Source organism: Amycolatopsis magusensis (genome assembly GCF_017875555.1).
Lineage (GTDB): Bacteria > Actinomycetota > Actinomycetes > Mycobacteriales > Pseudonocardiaceae > Amycolatopsis > Amycolatopsis magusensis.
Genome location: NZ_JAGGMS010000001.1, coordinates 7,948,199 through 7,965,279 on the forward strand (window position 1 = coordinate 7,948,199; position 17,081 = coordinate 7,965,279).

At 71.8% G+C, this 17,081-nt stretch carries 11 protein-coding genes and 1 pseudogene; 2 read left to right on the forward strand and 10 right to left on the reverse strand.

All coding sequences use genetic code 11. From position 1 onward, the window contains the following. Nucleotides 1-6: 6 nt before the first annotated feature. The 4 genes from JOM49_RS35555 to JOM49_RS35570 form a co-directional block, all read right to left on the reverse strand. Nucleotides 7-6,189, reverse strand: coding sequence for a type I polyketide synthase (locus JOM49_RS35555; protein WP_209668517.1), 6,183 nt, complete (start codon nt 6,187-6,189; stop codon nt 7-9). 26 nt (nt 6,190-6,215) lie between these two features. Next, nucleotides 6,216-7,397: a geranylgeranyl reductase family protein gene (locus JOM49_RS35560; protein WP_209668518.1), complete on the reverse strand. Its 1,182-nt coding sequence runs from the start codon at nt 7,395-7,397 to the stop codon at nt 6,216-6,218. A gap of 267 nt (nt 7,398-7,664) precedes the next feature. Further along, nucleotides 7,665-8,399 (reverse strand): MerR family transcriptional regulator, encoded by a 735-nt coding sequence (locus JOM49_RS35565; protein WP_209668519.1) that lies wholly within the window; start codon nt 8,397-8,399, stop codon nt 7,665-7,667. 76 nt (nt 8,400-8,475) lie between these two features. Beyond that, nucleotides 8,476-8,922, reverse strand: a complete 447-nt coding sequence (locus JOM49_RS35570) for a winged helix-turn-helix transcriptional regulator (protein WP_209668520.1) — start codon at nt 8,920-8,922, stop codon at nt 8,476-8,478. Nucleotides 8,923-9,004: 82 nt separating this feature from the next. Here JOM49_RS35570 and JOM49_RS35575 point away from each other — a divergent pair, with 82 nt between their 5' ends. Then, complete coding sequence (locus JOM49_RS35575) at nt 9,005-10,300, forward strand: MFS transporter (protein ID WP_209668521.1); 1,296 nt, start codon at nt 9,005-9,007, stop codon at nt 10,298-10,300. On the opposite strand, the pseudogene JOM49_RS43525 reads toward JOM49_RS35575, so the two are convergent. Continuing rightward, a pseudogene (locus tag JOM49_RS43525) lies at nt 10,262-11,242 on the reverse strand (AI-2E family transporter); the annotation flags it as partial. The gene JOM49_RS35575 and the pseudogene JOM49_RS43525 overlap by 39 nt on opposite strands. 208 nt (nt 11,243-11,450) lie before the next feature. Beyond that, nucleotides 11,451-12,695, reverse strand: a complete 1,245-nt coding sequence (locus JOM49_RS35580; RefSeq protein WP_209668522.1) for a hypothetical protein — start codon at nt 12,693-12,695, stop codon at nt 11,451-11,453. A 431-nt stretch (nt 12,696-13,126) separates the two neighbouring features. On the opposite strand from JOM49_RS35580, the gene JOM49_RS35585 reads away from it, so the two are divergent. Beyond that, the gene (locus JOM49_RS35585; RefSeq protein WP_209668523.1) at nt 13,127-13,399 is read left to right on the forward strand and encodes a GlsB/YeaQ/YmgE family stress response membrane protein; all 273 of its coding nucleotides are present in this window, start codon (nt 13,127-13,129) and stop codon (nt 13,397-13,399) included. A gap of 58 nt (nt 13,400-13,457) precedes the next feature. On the opposite strand, the gene JOM49_RS35590 is transcribed toward JOM49_RS35585, so the two are convergent. Genes JOM49_RS35590 through JOM49_RS35605 form a run of 4 tightly spaced genes read right to left on the reverse strand, consistent with a single transcriptional unit; the run spans nt 13,458 to nt 17,073 of the window. Beyond that, nucleotides 13,458-14,630: an acyl-CoA dehydrogenase family protein gene (locus tag JOM49_RS35590; RefSeq protein ID WP_209668524.1), complete on the reverse strand. Its 1,173-nt coding sequence runs from the start codon at nt 14,628-14,630 to the stop codon at nt 13,458-13,460. A 1-nt stretch (nt 14,631) separates the two neighbouring features. Continuing rightward, on the reverse strand, nt 14,632-15,567 hold the full coding sequence (locus JOM49_RS35595) for a 3-hydroxyacyl-CoA dehydrogenase NAD-binding domain-containing protein (RefSeq protein WP_209668525.1): 936 nt from the start codon (nt 15,565-15,567) through the stop codon (nt 14,632-14,634). After that, a complete protein-coding gene (locus JOM49_RS35600) occupies nt 15,564-16,310 on the reverse strand; it encodes an acetoacetate decarboxylase (protein ID WP_209668526.1) in 747 nt (248 codons plus the stop codon). The genes JOM49_RS35595 and JOM49_RS35600 overlap by 4 nt, the downstream gene beginning before the upstream one ends. Nucleotide 16,311: 1 nt before the next feature. Beyond that, nucleotides 16,312-17,073, reverse strand: coding sequence for a crotonase/enoyl-CoA hydratase family protein (locus JOM49_RS35605; protein ID WP_209668527.1), 762 nt, complete (start codon nt 17,071-17,073; stop codon nt 16,312-16,314). Between the last annotated feature and the right edge of the window lie 8 nt (nt 17,074-17,081).

Genomic DNA, 17,081 nt, shown 5'->3' on the forward strand with positions numbered 1-17,081 from the left:
CCGGGTTCACCCGCCGATGGTGGAATCGAGGTGGGCCGCCAGTTCGGCGGGTGAGGGGTGGGCCCACACGTCGGCGGCGGTGAGGGCGAGGTCCAGGTCGGCTTGCAACCTCCGCGTCAGGGCCACCGCGAGGAGCGAATCCAGGCCGAGGTCGGTGAACTTGGCGTGCGCGGGCACGGCGGCGGGCTGGGTGCCCAGCAACGCGGCCAGGATGTGCACGACGGCGTCCTGCACCAGTTGCGTCCGCGCCGGGCCGGGCTTTTCGGCGTGCACCTTGAACGCCGGGGCTTCCTCGCCCGCGTTGGCTGTTCCGCTGTCCAGTTCGGCGAGCAACGGGTTCTCGGCCGCGTGTGGGAAGGCGTGGAAGAGCGTGTCCGGCTGGTAGTCGAACACCCCGGTGTTGACGCGCTGGTGCCGGATAAGTGCTTCCAGGGTGGCGAATCCGTCGGCGGTGGTGATGGTGTCGAACCCGCGTGCGGCGAAGTGGGTGGCCCGCCCGGCCTCACCCCAGGCACCCCAGTCGACCGACAGCGCCGGACGTCCCTGGTCGTGCCGCCACTTGGCGAAGGCGTCGACCCAGGCGCCGGCCGCGGCGTAGTTCGCCTGCCCGGCGTTGCCCAGCATCGCCGACATGGACGAGAACACGACGAACCAGTCGAGCGCGTGCCCCTCGCTCGCCTCGTGCAGGTTCCGCAGGCCGGTCACCTTGGGGTGCCACACGCGTTCCAGCTTGGCCGCGGTGAGGCCGGAGATCGGGGTGTCGTCGAGCACCACGGCGGTGTGCAGGATGCCGCGCAGGTCTTCCCCCGCCGCGGCGACCAGCCGCCGCGCGGTGTCCGGCTCGGTGATGTCGCCCCGGACCACCTCCACCACGCACCCGGCTTCGGTGGTGGCGCGCACGATTTCGGTGGCCTCCGGGGAAAGTTCACCGCGGCCGCCGACGACCACGCGACCGGCTCCGTGCGCCGCCAGCCAGCGGATCGCCTCCAGCCCCAGGCCGCGGGTGCCGCCGGTGACGATGTAGGCGCCGCCGGGGCGCACCACGTCCTCCCGGTTCGGGGCGTGCACCCGCAGGCGGTGCCCCTTCGGCGGGAATTCCAGCACCAGCCGCCCGATGTGCTCGCCGGAAGCGAGTTGCTTGAACGCTTCCACCGCCTCCGGCAGCGGCACGACGGAACTGGGCAGCAGCGGCAGGCGAGCCGCTTCGAGTTCGGTGATGACCTTGTGCAGCGCGGCCCGGAACACCGCGCGTTGTTCGGTGGCGGTGAGCACGAGGTCCAGCGCGGCGTAGGTGATGCCGTGCCGGAAGGCGTCGAGGCCGATCCGGGCGCCGTCGTACAGGTCGCGCTTGCCGATCTCGACGAACCGGCCGGTGGGGGCGAGCAGGTCGAGGGAGGCGCGCATGGCCGCGCCGGTGAGCGAGTTGAGCACCACGTCGACGCCCCGGCCGCCGGTCACTTCCCTTACCTGGTCGGCGAAATCCAGGGTGCGGGAGTCGAAGACGTGCGCCACGCCGTGCTCGCGCAGGTAACGGCGTTTGGCTTCGGTGCCCGCTGTGCCGATCACGGTGGCACCGAGCAGCCGGGCCACCTCGATCGCGGCCAGCCCGGTGCCGCCCGCGGCGGAGTGCACCAGCACGGTCTCGCCTTCGTGCAGGCGCGCGAGGTCGTGCAGGGCGTGCCAGGCGGTGAGGTAGGTCAGCACGGAGGCGGTGGTCTCGAGCATCGGCAGGCCGTCCGGGAGGCGCACCGTCAGGTCGGCCGCGACCAGGGCGGCGGAGGTCATCGTCCCGGTCCCGTCGGGCACCACGCTGACGACCCGGTCGCCCTCGCGGAACTCCCCGACCCCCTCCCCCACGGCGAGCACCACGCCACCGACGTCCGAACCCAGCCGCGGCACCGAGCCGTCGTCGGTGGGGTAGATGCCGAGCGCGATCAGGACGTCCCGGAAGTGGACGGTGACCGCCTCCGACCGGACGAGCAGCTGTCCCGGCCCGGGGACGGGCAGCGGCTCGCCGGTGGCGATCATCCGGACCCGTTCGAGTCCGCCGTCCGCGTCCGCTTCGAGCACGTACTCGTCCGCACCCGCGACCACGTCCCGCTCCCCGGCGGTGCGCGGAGGACGGTGGGCCAGCGGGGCGCGGGTCATCCGGGCCACGTACCGCTGACCCGACCGCCACGCCACCTCGGTCTCCGGTGACCCGGCGAGCAACTCGGCGGCGAGTTCGTGGACGTCTGCTTCGGTGTCGTCGGTGTCGATCCAGGTCACCGCCGACTCGGGCTGTTCGATGGAGGCGACGCGGAGCAGGCCGCGCACCGCGCACACCCCCGGCACCACGGGATCGCCGTCCAGCACCGGCCGGGCGTTCCCGCTGAGCACCCAGATCCGGGGCGGGGCGGGCCGGTGCGCGGACTCGCGCACCAGGGTGGCGAGCCGGGTCACCCGGTCGAGCTCGTCGAGTTCGCCGGTCGCGCACCAGACCACGTTCGCGCCGGTCTCGTCCAGCGGCACGTCTTCCCGGACCACCGGACGGCCGCCGAGTTCGGCCAGTGCCGCGGCGAGCCGGCCGGCCGTGCCGTCGCCCGGTTCCGCCACCAGCACCCACTCCCCCGCGTCCACCGGCCCGGTCGCGGCCGGAAGTGGCTGGGGTTGCCAGGAGATCTCGAACAACCGGGAGTTCATCAGCGCCTGGGCCGGCGAGACACTCGTGCTCCGGACCAGTTCCACGCCTTCGAGCGCGCCGATCCAGACCCCGTCCTCGTCGTGGAGATCGGCGCGCCCGGTCGCGCTGTGGGGGCCGTCGCGGTGCACTTCGGGCCGCACCCAGGCGATGCGGGTGGGGTCGCCGGGCAGCACGACCTCGGCGATCCGGGCGGGCAACCAGGGGGCGTCCACGTTCTCGGTGACGAAGTCCTGCTCGCTGAGCAGCAGCGCGGCCACCGAGAGCACACAGCCGTCGAGGAGCACCGGGTGCACCTTCGGCGCGCCGCTGAGGATCGGCGCTTCGAGCGGGACGAGCAGCCGGGCGATGCCGTCGTCGGTGACGGCGGCGATGGAGTGGAACGCCGGTCCGGTGTCGAGCCCGATCCGGCGGAAGCCTTCGTACAGCTCGTCCGGGGTGCGGGTGTGCTCGGGCACCGGCAGGCCGGGACGGGCGTCGGCGGCCTCCTCGCAGCGGGTGGCGGTCGCGGCGGCGACCCGGTCCCACCCGCCGCCGCTGTGCTGCAGGATCTCCACCTCGGCCCGCAGGCCCGTCCGGGTCGCGGCGACCTGCAACGGCACCGAACCGGCCAGCGGCAGCATCCGGTCGAAGCGCACGCCGGTCAGGCAGACCTCGTCGAGCGCGCAGCCCAGCAGTTCGGTGGCCGCGGCCAGCACCAGTTCGACGTACGCGGCGCCCGGCACGAGCGGGGTGCCGCGCAGGGTGTGCTGCTCCAGCCACTCGATGCGGTCGGCGCCGAGATCCGCGCTCCAGACGTGCCGCGTGCGGTCCTCGGCGTCGGAATCGGGCACGACCGCCCGCTCGCCCAGCCACAGGTGGTTCCCCGCGCCGTGCGTTCCGCGCTTGTTCTCCAGCCAGTAGCGGGATCGGTCGAACGCGGTGGGCGGCAACGGCACTCGCGTGCCATCGCCGTTGACCGCCCCGAGGTCCACCGGCACACCCGTCACGTGGAGCGTCGCGGCGGCGCGGCACAGCGCCTCGCGGCCGGGCCGGTCACGCACGAGCGAAGGCACCGTCGTCACCCCGGTGCGCAGCGCCGAGGCCGTCTCTTCGACCGCGTGGGTCAGCAGCGGGTGCGGCGACAGCTCCAGGAACACCCGGTACCCGTCCTCCACCAGCGCCCGGCTCGCCAGGTCGAACCGGACGGGCGCACGCAGGTTCCTGGCCCAGTACGCCGAATCGAAGACGACCGGCTCCCGCGGGTCCCCGGCGGTGGAGTAGAACGGCACCTCCGGCGTCGCGCCCGCCAGCCAGGACGTCCGCGCGGCGATGTCGGCGAGGATCGGGTCGACCTGGGGTGAATGGGCCGCGACCACCACGGCCAGCCGCTTGCCGAACACGCCCCGGTCCTGCCAGCGCCGCAGCAGTTCGTCGACCACGTGCTGGTGCCCGGCCACCACGGTCGACGCGGGCGCGGTCACCACCGCCACCGACACGCCGTCGAGCCCGGCGATCTCCTGCTCGACCTGCTCCACGGGCAGCGCGACGGTGGCCATGCAGCCACCGGCGACCCGTTGCAGCAACGAGGACCGCGCCAGGGTGATGCGCATGCCGTCCTCGGGTGACAGGATGCCGGCCGCCACCGCGGCCGCGGCCTCGCCCATCGAATGCCCCACCACTGCCGCCGGGCGCAGCCCCCAGGCACGCCACATCTCGGCGAGCGCGGTCTGCACGGCGAAGACCACCGGCTGCACCACGTCCATGCGTTCGAGGTGCGCGCCGGTTTCGATCAGCCGCCGCACCGGCACGCCGTCCTGTCCGGCCACGGCGTCCAGGCGGTCGACCATGCGGGTGAACGCCGGATCCTCGCCGAGCAGGTCCCTGGCCATGCCGGGCCACTGCGAACCGTGCCCGGAGAACACCCACACCGGCATGCCGGGATCACCGGTGGCGCCCCGGACGACCGCCGGGTGCTCCCGCCCTTCCGCGAGCGCGCAAAGCCCGTCGCCGAGTCCGGCCCGGTCCTGGGCGAGGACGCAGGCACGTGTGGTCAGGTGGCTGCGGTGCACGGCCAGCGTGCGCGCCACATCCTCCGGCTGGGGACGCGTCGATTCGAGGTGCTCGGCGAGCCGCCCGGCGGTGGCCGCGAGCCCGCCCGGCGAGGCCGCCGACACCGCGTGGACCAGTGCCCGCTCGCGAATCCGGCGGTTTTCCCGTGCCGGTGCGGCCGGTGCCTCCTCCACGATGGCGTGCGCGTTCGAGCCGGTCACGCCGAACGCCGACACCGCGGCGCGGCGCGGTCCGCCGTCGGCCTCCCACGCGGTGGTCTGCGTGGGCACGAAGAACCTCGTGCCCTCCGCCTCGATCTCCGGGTTCCACCGGGTGAAGTGCAAGTTCGCCGGGATGACCCCGTGACGCACCGCGAACGCGGCCTTGATCAGCCCCAGCACGCCCGCCGCGCTCTCCGGGTGGCCGATGTTCGTCTTCAGCGCGCCCAGCGCGCAGGGCGCGGTCGACGAACTGTGAACGTCCGACAGGGCACCGAATTCGATCGGGTCGCCCACGGGAGTGCCGGTGCCGTGCGATTCGACGTACCCGATGTCGCCGGGCGCGACCCCGGCGGCCCGCATCGCCGAGGTCATCACCTCGCGCTGCGCCGAGCGCGAAGGCTGGGTGACCCCCTGCACCCGCCCGGCGTGGTTGATCGCGGTCCCGGCGATGACCGCCAGCACCCGGTCACCGTCGCGCTGGGCGTCGGCCAGCCGCTTGAGCGCGATCATGCCGCAGCCCTCACCCCGCACGAAACCGTCCGCGCTCTCGTCGAAGGAGGCGCAGCGACCGCGCGTGGACAACGCACCGGCACGGGCGAAACCGATGAGGCCGCCCCATTCCAGCTGCACGGTCACCCCGCCCGCCAGCGCTAGATCGGTCTCCCCGTCGTGCAGCGAACGGCACGCCAGGTGGACCGCGATCAGGGAGGACGCGCAGGCCCCGTCGACGGCCAGGGACGGCCCGTTGACGTCGAGGATGTAGGAGATCCGCCCCGGCGCCCCGGACGGGATCGCCGAAATGCCGTGGTAGATGTTGAATTCCGCCAGGGTGAAGCGCTTGGCGTAGTCGGCGCCCGAGATGCCGACGAACATCCCGGTCCGCGACCCGGCCAGCGAGCGCGGCGGCACGCCCGCGTCCTCCAGCGCTTCCCAGGTCGTCTCCATCAGCAGCCGGTGCTGCGGGTCGACGCTGCCCGCTTCCTGGGCGGGCACCCCGAAGAAGCCGGGGTCGAACAGGTCCACGTCGTCGAGGAACGAGCCGCTGCGCAGCATCCCCGAACCGGCGAGGTCGGCGGGCGTCACCCGTTCCTCCTCCGGCCAGCGCGTGCCGGGGTCCGAGCCGGTCACCACGTCCCGGCGATCCAGCAGCACCTGCCACAGTTCGCTCGCGGAGGTGATCCCGCCGGGCGCCCGGCACCCCGTTCCGATGATCGCCACCGGGGTCTGCGTCCGGGCGGCCGGGCTTTCTCCTGCCATGGTCGGCGTACCTTTCTCGTTGCGCGTCACGGGACGATCCCGGCGACCTTCAGCGCGGCGCGCGCCGGGCGGGTGCCGAGCAGGTCGGGGATCGTGGTGGTGCCGGTGAGGTAGGCATCGACCCGCCGCCACACCGGGGGGACGGCGGTCAGCGCGGTGTGCACCACCGCGGGACGACGCCGGAAGATGTCCATGATCTGCCGCGAGGCACGCATTTCGCCGCCCAGCGTGGTGCGCACCGCGGTGACGTAGTCGTCCCGCGCGCGCTCCAGTTCCGCCTCGCTCTCGGCTTGGGCGACCCGGGCGGCTGCCCGCCCGGACCACACCCCGGAGCGCAGCGCGAACGAGATGCCCTCGCGCGACCAGGGGTCGCACAACCCGGCGGCGTCCCCGGCCAGCAGGACGCGGTCCCGCGCCAGCGGGGAATCCGGGTGGCGGCAACGGGTCAGGTGCCCGGTGTCGTGCAGCGGGGTCAGGTGGGCGAGGCCGTGCCGCTCGAGGAACTCACGCAGGTAAGCCCGGGTCGCCTCGCCGTTTCCCTTGGCGGCCACCACCCCCGCGGTGCAGACGTCGTCCTTGGGGAACACCCAGCCGAAGGAACCCGGCAACGGGCCCCACTCCATCAGCATGCGGCCACGCCAGTTCGCCGCGACCCGGCGGTCGACCGGCACCTCCACTTCGAGGGCCAGGTCCACCTGCTCGCAGTGCACGCCGAGGTGGCGGCCGACCCTGCTGGCGCTCCCGTCCGCCCCCACCAGCGCGCGGGCGTGCACGAGGTCACCGGTGCCGGTGCGGACGGTGACCACGCCTTCGCCGTCCTCGACCGCCATGACCGGTGTGCGGTCCCGCACCACCGCGCCCGCTCCGGCCGCCGCACGGGTCAGCGCGGCGTCGAGCTCGTCACGGAACACCATCCGGCAAGGCAGGTTCCCGGCGGATTTCAGCGTGCGCTGCCAGCGTCCGCGGAGGCCGAAGGTCACCGCTTGGATCTCGTCACGGATGGTGACGCCCAGGTTCGGCGGCAGGAACTCCTGCGAGCAGCCGATCAGCCCGCCACCGCAGGTCTTGTAGCGGGGTACCGCGGCGCGCTCCAGCAGCAGCACCCGGGAACCGGCCTCGGCCGCCACCCGCGCCGCACTCGCCCCCGCGGGCCCGGCACCGACGACCACGACGTCCCACAGTTCTCCGGACAACCGACCTGTTCCCATCAGTCACCAATTTCCGCCTCGCGCGGTTTTCGCCGTTCGGAAATTAACAACCGGGCGGTGGCGCGGTGAAGATCAAGAACTGGAGACAAGCCCCCGGTGGGGTGGCGCCACCCGGTCGGAATTCGCGGATGGCCACCCGTGGCGGAATCCCAAACATTCCGGCACGCGGTTAACCCGTCGAGCGACTGCCGGGCACGTAAGGGTTACACGACCCGGAATCAGCGTGACGGCCCGAGAAAAATGAGGCGCTTCCCCATTCTCCCACAGTCAAACATCCGCGTCGGCGCCCTTTTCCTTGACGAGTGCGCCGACGCGCTTGAGGACGTCGAGCTGAGCCGGGTTGTACAACTCCCTCAGCCCCTGGGCGACCACCGACATGGCGGACGCCGGTCCGTGCGGGGACTGCGCCGCCGGATCCGTCAGTGACGGGAAATCCCGCTGCTGCCGGTGGACTTCGGGGACCATGCGTTCGGCCAGCCGCTGCCGCTCGTCCTCACCCGTGTCCTCGGTCAGTGCGTCGAAGTCCGCATCGACCGCGGTGGGCGGCACCGAGTGCAGTTCCTGCAACGCCGCCATGGCCGAGGGCCCGAAGACCCGGGAGCAGAGCAGCAGGAAGGCCCGGTTGGCCTCGGACACGTCGGCGGCGTTCGCCTCGAATCCGGCGGGCAGGTCGGCCATGGCCCGGTGGCCGAGTACCGCGGCCAGGTCCTTGCGCATCCGCTGCTGGCGTTCGATGCTGGCCGCCAGCTCGGCGTCCAGTTCGCGGAGCGTCTGTTCCGCGTTCTCGTCCGACTCCTCCATCGCGGCGATACCCGCCAGCGGCACGCCGAGGTCGACCAGCCTGCGGATCCGCAGGAGCCGGATGAGGTGGCGGACCCGGTACTGCTTGTAGCCGTTCGCCGACCGTTCCGGCTCCTCCAGCAGGCCGATCTTGTGGTAGTGCCGAACGGTTTTCAGCGTCGTACCGGCGAGTTCCGCCAGCTGGCTCGTACTCCACGCCACGTGAACCGTCCTCCTGTCGCGTTCCGGTCAGCACACCCCACACCGTGCCCCTGGGGCATGGTCAAGCCGGTCCGGCTCACCCGAGCTTCCGCACGCTGGTGTTGACGGCGTCGAGGGGAGCGCCGTCGGCACCCGCGGGCACGAGTTCCGGGACCGGGGTGCCGTGCTGGTCGACCAGCGTGGAGTGGGGCTCGCCGGGCTCGAACGCGTGGCGTTCTCCCCACTGCCGCAGGGTGAGGATGACCGGGAACAGGTCGCGGCCGCTGCCGGTGAGCGCGTACTCCTGACGGCGACCCGAAGGCGCGGTGCGCTGTTCGAGCAGGCCGTGCGCGGTGAGCTTGCGCAGGCGGTCGGTGAGGATGTTGCGGGCGATGCCGGTGCGCCGCTGGAACTCGGTGAACGAGCGTGCCCCGTCCATCGCGTCGCGGATGACGAGCAGGCTCCACCGGTCGCCGACGAGGTCGACCGTGCGGGCGACCGGGCAGTCGGCGTCGGTCCAGCCGGGGTCCGGGGCCCGCGTCATGACACCTCCCGAATGAGTTGCGGAATGAAACCATCATGCCGTACGGTCCGATCGGTTGCAATTTGCTACTGATTGGAGAGCGATGAACGCCTGGCGGCGGTTGCTGCTCGCGGTGGTGTGCGGGGTCGCGGTGGCGAGCATCTACGCCGCCCAGCCGGTGCTGGAGCCGATGGGCCGGGAACTCGGGGTGCCGTCGGAGCGCACCGGATGGCTGGTCGCGACCGGCCAGCTCGGCTACCTGGCCGGGCTGGTGCTGCTGGTGCCGCTGGGCGATGTGGCCGACCGGCGGCGGCTCATCGCCGCCCACCTGGCGCTCACCGCGGTGGGCCTGGTCCTGACGGCGTCGGCGCCCGGCGCCTGGGTGGCGTTCGCGGGGCTCGCGGCGGCGGGGGTGTGCGCGGTCGTGGTGCAGACCGCGGTCGCCTACGCCGCGTCGGTCTCACCACCCGCCGAACGCGGGCGCACCATCGGCGTCGTCACTTCGGGCGTGGTCGTCGGCATCCTGGGCGCCCGGATCGTCACCGGCACGCTGGCCGAGGTGTGGGGCTGGCGGAGCGTCTACGCCGTGCTCGCGGTGCTCTCGCTCGGACTCGCGGCCCTCGTCCTCGTGGGCCTGCCGTCAGATCAACGTCCACGATCCGCGGGGTACCGGCAGGCGGTGAGCGCACTCGGTGGACTGTTCGGCGAGCGCCTCTTCCTGACGCGCGGGCTCATCGCGTTCTTCCTGTTCGCCTCGTTCGGCACGCTGTGGAGCGGGTTGTCCCTGCCGCTGGCGGAAACGCCGTGGCAGCTGAGCGAAAGCCAGATCGGCCTGTTCGGCGTCGCCGGACTCGCCGGCGCCCTCGGCGCGGCGCGCGCGGGCCGCTGGGCGGACGCGGGACGAGCGGGCCCGGTCACCGGTTTCGCGCTCGCCCTGCTCATCGCGGCGTGGGCGGCGATCGGGCAACTGCCGTGGTCGCTGTGGTTGCTCGCCGCCGGGATCGTGGTGCTCGACTTCGCGGTCCAGGCGGTGCACGTGAGCAACCAGCACCTGCTGACCACCGCGCACCCGGACCGCACCAGCGGCGTCATCGGCGGCTACATGGTCTTCTACTCGCTCGGCTCCGCACTCGGCGCGGCCACCACCACCGCCGTGTTCACCGCCCACGGGTGGGCGGGTTCCAGCCTGCTCGGTGCCGGATTCGCCGCCTGCGCCCTGGCCGTGGCCGCGTCAGGAAGGCTCCGGGCCCGGTTCTTCGGGCACCGGTTCCGGTTCCGGCTCGGTGCTGAGTTGCTCCCGCAGGTAGTTCCAGATCACCGCGACCATCGCGGCCACCGGGACGGCGAGCAGGCTCCCGGTGATGCCCGCCAGGCTGCCGCCGAGGGTGACCGCCAGTAGCACGATTCCGGCGTGCAGGCCGAGACCGCGGCTCTGCAGCATGGGCTGGAAGACGTTGCCCTCGAGTTGCTGCACCACGATGATGATGCCCAGCACGATCAGCGCGTCGACGAGTCCGTTGGACACCAGCGCGATCAGCACCGCGACGGCACCGGCGAACAGGGCGCCGACGATCGGCACGAAGGCCGCGACGAAGGTCAGCACGGCCAGCGGCAGCACCAGCGGGACGCCGACGATCCACAGCCCGATACCGATGAACACCGCGTCGAGCAGGCCTACGAACGCCTGCGACCGCACGAAGGAACCGAGGGTGTACCAGCAGCGCTCGGCCACCGCGGGAACGTCGGTGGCCAGGCGGCCGGGCAGCTGCCTGCCCAGCCACGGCAGGAAGCGCGGGCCGTCCTTGAGGAAGAAGAACATCAGGAACACCGCCAGCACCGCGGTGACCAGCCCGTTGGCCACGGTGCCGAGGCCGGTGACGGTCGCGGTGAGGATGCTGCCGACGCTGTCCTGGATGCGGGTGACCGCGGTGTCCATGGCGCCGCTGATCTGTTCCTCGCCGATGTTCAGCGGCGGTCCGGCGGCCCAGCGCCGCAGTTCCTCGATGCCGTCGACCACCCCGTCGACCAGCGCGCCGGACTGCCCCGCCACCGGGAGCGCGATGAGCAGGACGATCCCGGCGATGAGCAGCAGGAAGGTCACGGTGACCGTCGCGGCGGCCAGCGCCGCCGGCCACCGGCGGCGGCGCAGGAACCGGGTCACCGGCCAGGTCAGCGTGGTGAGCAGCAGCGCGATCACCACCGGCCAGACCACGGACCACATCCAGCCGAGCAGCCACAGCAGCACCCCGGCGAAGAGCAGGACCAGCAGCGACTGCAGCGAAACACGCGCCGAGGTACGCAGCGCGGCCCGGGTCTTCACAGCATCCAGCGACACACGCATGCGCCCACCCTAGGCGCTGTCCGGTGAGTCTGGTCGATGGGCTTCGTGATCCAGGTGGTTCCTGGCGGTGCGGGCGGGTCGGCCTCGTACTGGCCCGTACTCGGCCGCGCCCGCCCGTGCCGTCAGGGGCCGCCTGGGCGCGGAGAGCGCGACCTTGACTCACCGGACAGTGCCTGGACAACGCGGGCCGTTGCCGCGCACCAACGAGCTAACGCAGATCCGGGTTCGGCTTGTACGACAGCATCAGGCGGAACGGGTGCACGTCCCAGGTCTGGACCGCCCACATGGTCAGCCTGCCGTCGGTGCGGGCGTGGTCCTCGTCGCGGACGCGGGCGAAACCCGCCGTGTCCGGGGTGGGCAGCGGCGGCAGGGTGTCCCAGAACTGGGCGCCGGCCGGGATCGGCGAGGTCTCCACCACGCACGACGGGTTCGCCCGGTCGCCGTCGTGCACCTGCAGCGCCATCAGCACGTGCTTGTCCGCGCCGTCGGCGGTGGAAGCGGTGCGCACCAACAGCATTTCCGCCCGCTCGCCCGCGGCCACGGACAGCTCGCCGATCCAGTCGAACGCCGCGACGATCTCCTCGGAGGTGAGGCTCGTGTACGCCGTCTCGTCGCTGACCGGCGTAACCGGCACGGGCGGCAGGCCCGGCGACAACACGAGCACCCCGTTGGCCGGGTACAGCCAGCCCGCCTCACAGCCTTCGGTGTCGGTCACCGGCCGCCGGTCGGTGCCACCGCGGCCCAGCAGCGCGCGCACCGCGTCGGCGTCCTGCAGACGCCAGAAGGTCATCTGCTCGTTCACCGTCCACAGCGGCAGGAACGGCCCGATCGGCAGCCCGATCGCCACCGACACCGGCGAGCCGAACGCCGGCAGCGCGCCGAACGCCGGGTCCAGTTTCGCGGTGGCCAGCACGTGCCGCAGCCAGCGCCGGGCGCGGCTGAGCGGGTGGTCCGGGAAGCGCTGGTCGAGCCGCGGGTCGTCACCGCGGTGCCAGGGCAGCTTCGGCTGGGTCCCCGGCGCGTACGGGTGTGGCGAGTAGAACGCGTCGGGGCTCCCGGTCTCGCTGATCGTGTCCGAGAGCAGCGCCGCCTCGCGAGCGCCGGTCATCGACCCCTCGAAGGCGATCAGCTTCAGCACCACGCTGGATTCCGCCTTGGGCACCGTGACCGAGGCGACGAACACCTGTCCCGGCCGGTCCGGCAGGGGCAGCTTCACCACCTGCAGCAACGCGGGCACCCCGTCGAGGGTGACCACGAACGCCTCCACCAGCCCGCCGACCTCCGCGGTCTGCACGGCCAGCTCGTACCGCAGCCGGGGCACGTCGTCGAGGCCCGCGGGCAGGCTCGGCACCAGGTCGAAGAAGTGCGCGGACATGCGGTCCCCGGTCGACGGGTCGACCCAGGACGCGTCACCGTCCGGCTGGAACCCCGACGTGTCGGGCCTGATCCTCATACCGCTGAGCGTAGAGGGAATGTGACGCTCGCGGGGGCATTGTCACTTGATTCGCCTCTGGCACCATCTCCCCGGCATCGGCTGGACCTGCTGGTGCGGTCGGAGCCAGGAGTTCGGCGTCGAGCGCTTCCGCTGGCGCGAGACCGGGCGAGGGCCCTCGAAGTGACACGGGAGTAGGCACTGTCCGGCACGTGGTCGGTGCTCGGCGCCGCCCACGCTGGAACTGGACCGCCCGCTCGACGCGGGCCTCGGCGGCACCCGCTTCCCCCTGGTGGCACGGAAGGCCGATCCGGCGCTGTGGCACGGGATGGGCCTCGGCTGATCCGCCCGATCGGGTGTGCCGACGATCGGTCACCGGGTGCCCCGCTCCCGTATCGTCGGTGTCTTCGCCCGCTGGGCAGCACCCCGACGGAGAAGAACGAGGTGAAGCGATGCTGTGGACCATTCTCGGCTGGATCCTGTTCGGACTGATCGCCGGTTTCATCGCGCGAGCGCTGGTCCCGGGCAAGGACGACATCGGCCTGCTGCGCACGATCGTGCTGGGTGTCATCGGCTCGGTGGTCGGCGGGCTGCTGTTCGGCCTGCTCACGGTCGGCCTGCGCGGGTTCCAGCCGGCCGGGTGGATCGGGTCGATCATCGGCGCGATCATCGTCCTGCTCATCTACAACAAGGTGACCGGGCGCCGGAACCGCCCACGCGTCTGAACCACGGATTCGCCCGCCGGGGAACACCGGCGGGCGAATACCTGGTTCGCTGGGACTATCAGACGAAGGCGCTCTGCCCGGTGATCGCCTTGCCGACGATCAGGGTGTTCATCTCGCGCGTGCCTTCGAAGGAGTAGATCGCCTCGGCGTCGGCGAAGAAGCGGGCCACGTCGTGCTCCAGCAGGATTCCGTTGCCACCGAAGATCTCCCGGCTCCAGGCGACCACCTCACGCATGCGCGCGGTGACGAACGCCTTGGCCAGTGACGAGTGCTCGTCGCGGAAGACGCCGTTGTCCTGCAGGCGGGCGAGCTGGATCAGCATGCCCCACGACGCGGTGATGTTGCCCAGGCTCTTGACCAGCAAGTCCTGGACCAGCTGGAAACCGGCGATCGGGCGGCCGAACTGCTCGCGTTGCCTGGCGTAGTCCAGCGCGAGTTCGTAGGCCCCGACCATCACGCCCAGCGCCTGCCAGGCGACCCCGCCGCGGGTGGCGCGCAGGATCTCGGCGACGTCGCGGAACGAGTTGATGTTCTGCAGGCGGTTCGCCTCGGGCACCCGGACGCCGGTCAGGGTGATCTCGGCGTTCTCCACGATCCGGAACGCGGTCTTGCCCTCGATCTTCACCGGGGTGAAGCCGGGCGTGCCCCGCTCGACGACGAACCCCTTGACGTGGTTGTCGTCGAGGTCGCGCGCCCACACCACCACGTAGTCGGCGAAGGTGGCGTTGCCGATCCACTTCTTGGCGCCGTTGAGGATCCAGGCGCCGCCGTCGCGCCGTGCGGTGGTCCGCATGCCGCCCGCCACGTCGGAACCGCCGAGCGGTTCGGTCATCGCGAACGCGCCGATCTTGTCCATCGCGGCCATCGCGGGCAGCCACCGGTCCCGTTGTTCCTGGCTGCCACCGGAGTGGATCGAGTACATCGCCAGTCCGTTGTGGACACCGAAGAAGGTGGCCACCGAGGCGTCGGTGCGCGTCATCTCCATCGCGAGCATGCCGGTGAGCAGGTGGCTCGCCGCGCCGCGGTGCTCGCCGTAGCCCTCGTAGGGCAGCCCGGCGAGGCCGCTTTCCCGGAACAGGCCGATGAGCTCCTTCGGGAACTCGCCCTTGGCCCAGTTCTCATTCACCAGGGGCTTGACCTCGGTGCGCATGAACTCCCTCGCCCGGACGAGGATTTCGCGCTCGTCTTCCGGCAGGAGTGCTTCGTAGTCGTAGAAATCGGCGGTGAGCATCTCAGTTCTTCCCTTCGGCCAGTGCGGACAGGACGGCGAGTTGCCTGCGGTCGCGCGCCTCGGTGAGTTGCGAGTACGTGGCCGAGCCATAAGCCTTCTCGACGGCTTCGATGAGCCGTTCCTGTTCTTCTTCGTTCTGCGACGGCCGGCCGAGACCGGCCCACATCGTCTTCATCGACTTGCCGATGTGCTCGGCCATGTGCCGGTAGCCACCGGGTCCGCCACCCAGGTGCGAGCCGAGGAACGGCCCGACCGTGGCCCAGCGGATGCCGAGCGAGTTCGTCATCACCCGGTCGAGTTCCTCGGGGGTCACCACGCCCTGTTCGACGAGGTAGATCGCCTCCCGGCTGAGCGCGTTCTGCAGGCGGTTGCCGACGAACCCCGGGATCTCCTTGCGCTCCACCACCGGTGTGCGCCCGACGGCGGTGTAGAAGTCCACCGCGGCCCGCACCGAGTCCTCGCTCGTGCGCTCCCCCGGCACCACCTCGACCAGCGGGATCAGGTGTGGCGGGTTGAACGGGTGCCCGATCAGCACCCGGCTCGCGTCCTCCAGGTCGCCGGTGAAGGCGGACGAGGGGATGGCCGACGACGAACTCAGCAGCAGCGCGTGCCGGGGTGCCTCGCGGACCAGGGTGGCGAACAGGTCCTTTTTGAACTCGACGTCCTCGGGACCGTTCTCCTGCACGAAATCCGCGTCCCGGACAGCTTCGGCGACGTCCCCGGCGAGGTGCACCCGGTCACCCAGGCCGTCGACGTCCAGGCCCTGCGCGGCCAGGTGCGGGGTGAACTCGGCCAGCGCGGCGGCGACGGCCTCGGCGAGGTCCGGCCGCGGATCGCTGACCCGGACGGTCAGGCCGTGCCCGGCGAACAACGCCGTCCACGACAAGCCGATGGTGCCGGCGCCGATCACCGCGGCGGTGCGGGGTTCCTGGCTCATGAGCGTGCTCCTTCCCGGTAGTCGAAGACCGGCTTGACCGGAGCGAGCGTCAGGTCGGTGCGGAGGTGGCTGGCGCTGACGACCTCGAGCACCGGCAGGTCGGCCAGCGGGGCGAGGACGTGCTGGAACAGCTGCAGCCGGGCGGGGCCGGTGTAGGCCTCCTTGATCACCACGTCGGTGATCTCGGTGCGGACCAGCTCCTGCACGCGCGGCGAGCCGTCGTAGCCGGGGATGGTCTTGAGCATGAACGTCGGCACGGTGATCTGGGCCGCGGCCTCGTCGTGGCCGAGTTCGTGGTGCTTGTAGCCCATGGTCGCGGTGGCGACCCGCAGCGTGCCGTAGTCCAGGGTGCCCACCAGCACGCCGTGGTCGACGTAGAGGCTGGGCGCGCCGACCGTCTTCGGGTACGCGCTGACCTCACGCCCGGAGGCGGTCGCCGGGAAGTTGTCGAGGTACATCGCGTGCAGGTACTCGCCCCGCTCGCCGTCGAAGCTGACCTCGATCGCCTGGCCCGCCTCGGTGTAGGGGCCGTAGCCGCTGACGTCGCCCATCTTCATCACCTCGAAGCGGACGAGCGGCTCGTCGATCTCCAGGGGTTCCGGGACCACGGCACGCAGGGCGCCGGCGTCCGTGCGGTAGACGATGTTGAGGTATTCGCGGTCGGTGAACCTCGGGACCACCGGCGCGAAGGCCGGGCTGGTCAGCGGGGTGGTCACGTGGCGGCGTACTTCGTCGATCTTCATTTCACTTCCCCGTCCACTTCGGAGCGCGGCGCTCGGCGAAGGCGGTCATGCCCTCGCGGACGTCGGCCGAGGCCATCAGCCCGCCCATCACCTCGCGTTGCGCGGCGAAGGCTTCGGGCTCCGGCACACCGTCGGCGGCACGCACGATCTTCTTCACCGCGGCGAGCGCGAGCGGCGCGTTCAACGCCAGCTGCTCGGCCAGCTGCAACGCCACGGCGGCGGCGTCACCCGGTGCGGTGACGCGGTTGGCCAGGCCCAGTTCACCGGCGCGGCGGCCGGTGACCGGCTCGCCGGTCAGCAGGAACTCCATCGCGAGGTGGTGCGGGATGCGCTTGGGCAGCCGGAGCACGCCACCGCCCGCGGCGATCAGCCCGCGCTTGACCTCGGGCAGGCCGAACTTCGCGTCCTCGGCGGCGACGATCAGGTCGCAGCCCAGCGCCAGTTCGAACCCGCCGCCCATGGCCCAGCCCTCCACGGCGGCGATCAGTGGTTTGGTGAGTTCGGCCTCGGTCAAGCCACCGAACCCGCGGCCCGCCACCTCGGGCGACTCGCCACGCAACGCGGCTTTGAGGTCCATTCCGGCGCTGAAGGTGCCCTCGGCGCCGGTCAGTACACCCGCCCGCAGTGCCGGATCGGTTTCCAGCTCGTCCAGCGCGGCGGCCAGCTCGGTGGCGACCGCGGCGTTCACCGCGTTGCGCGCGTCCGGGCGGTCGATGGTGATCAGCAGGGCCGAGCCGATTCGCTCGGCACGCACTGTGCTCATGGTCTTCT

Coding starts and splice junctions, on each gene's coding strand:
- JOM49_RS35560 (WP_209668518.1), bottom strand. CDS start 7,397: ATGGGAACAGGTCGGTTGTCCGGAGAACTGTGGGACGTCGTGGTCGTC.
- JOM49_RS35575 (WP_209668521.1), top strand. CDS start 9,005: ATGAACGCCTGGCGGCGGTTGCTGCTCGCGGTGGTGTGCGGGGTCGCG.
- JOM49_RS35585 (WP_209668523.1), top strand. CDS start 13,127: ATGCTGTGGACCATTCTCGGCTGGATCCTGTTCGGACTGATCGCCGGT.
- JOM49_RS35600 (WP_209668526.1), bottom strand. CDS start 16,310: ATGAAGATCGACGAAGTACGCCGCCACGTGACCACCCCGCTGACCAGC.
- JOM49_RS35595 (WP_209668525.1), bottom strand. CDS start 15,567: ATGAGCCAGGAACCCCGCACCGCCGCGGTGATCGGCGCCGGCACCATC.
- JOM49_RS35590 (WP_209668524.1), bottom strand. CDS start 14,630: ATGCTCACCGCCGATTTCTACGACTACGAAGCACTCCTGCCGGAAGAC.
- JOM49_RS35570 (WP_209668520.1), bottom strand. CDS start 8,922: ATGACGCGGGCCCCGGACCCCGGCTGGACCGACGCCGACTGCCCGGTC.
- JOM49_RS35555 (WP_209668517.1), bottom strand. CDS start 6,189: ATGGCAGGAGAAAGCCCGGCCGCCCGGACGCAGACCCCGGTGGCGATC.
- JOM49_RS35580 (WP_209668522.1), bottom strand. CDS start 12,695: ATGAGGATCAGGCCCGACACGTCGGGGTTCCAGCCGGACGGTGACGCG.
- JOM49_RS35605 (WP_209668527.1), bottom strand. CDS start 17,073: ATGAGCACAGTGCGTGCCGAGCGAATCGGCTCGGCCCTGCTGATCACC.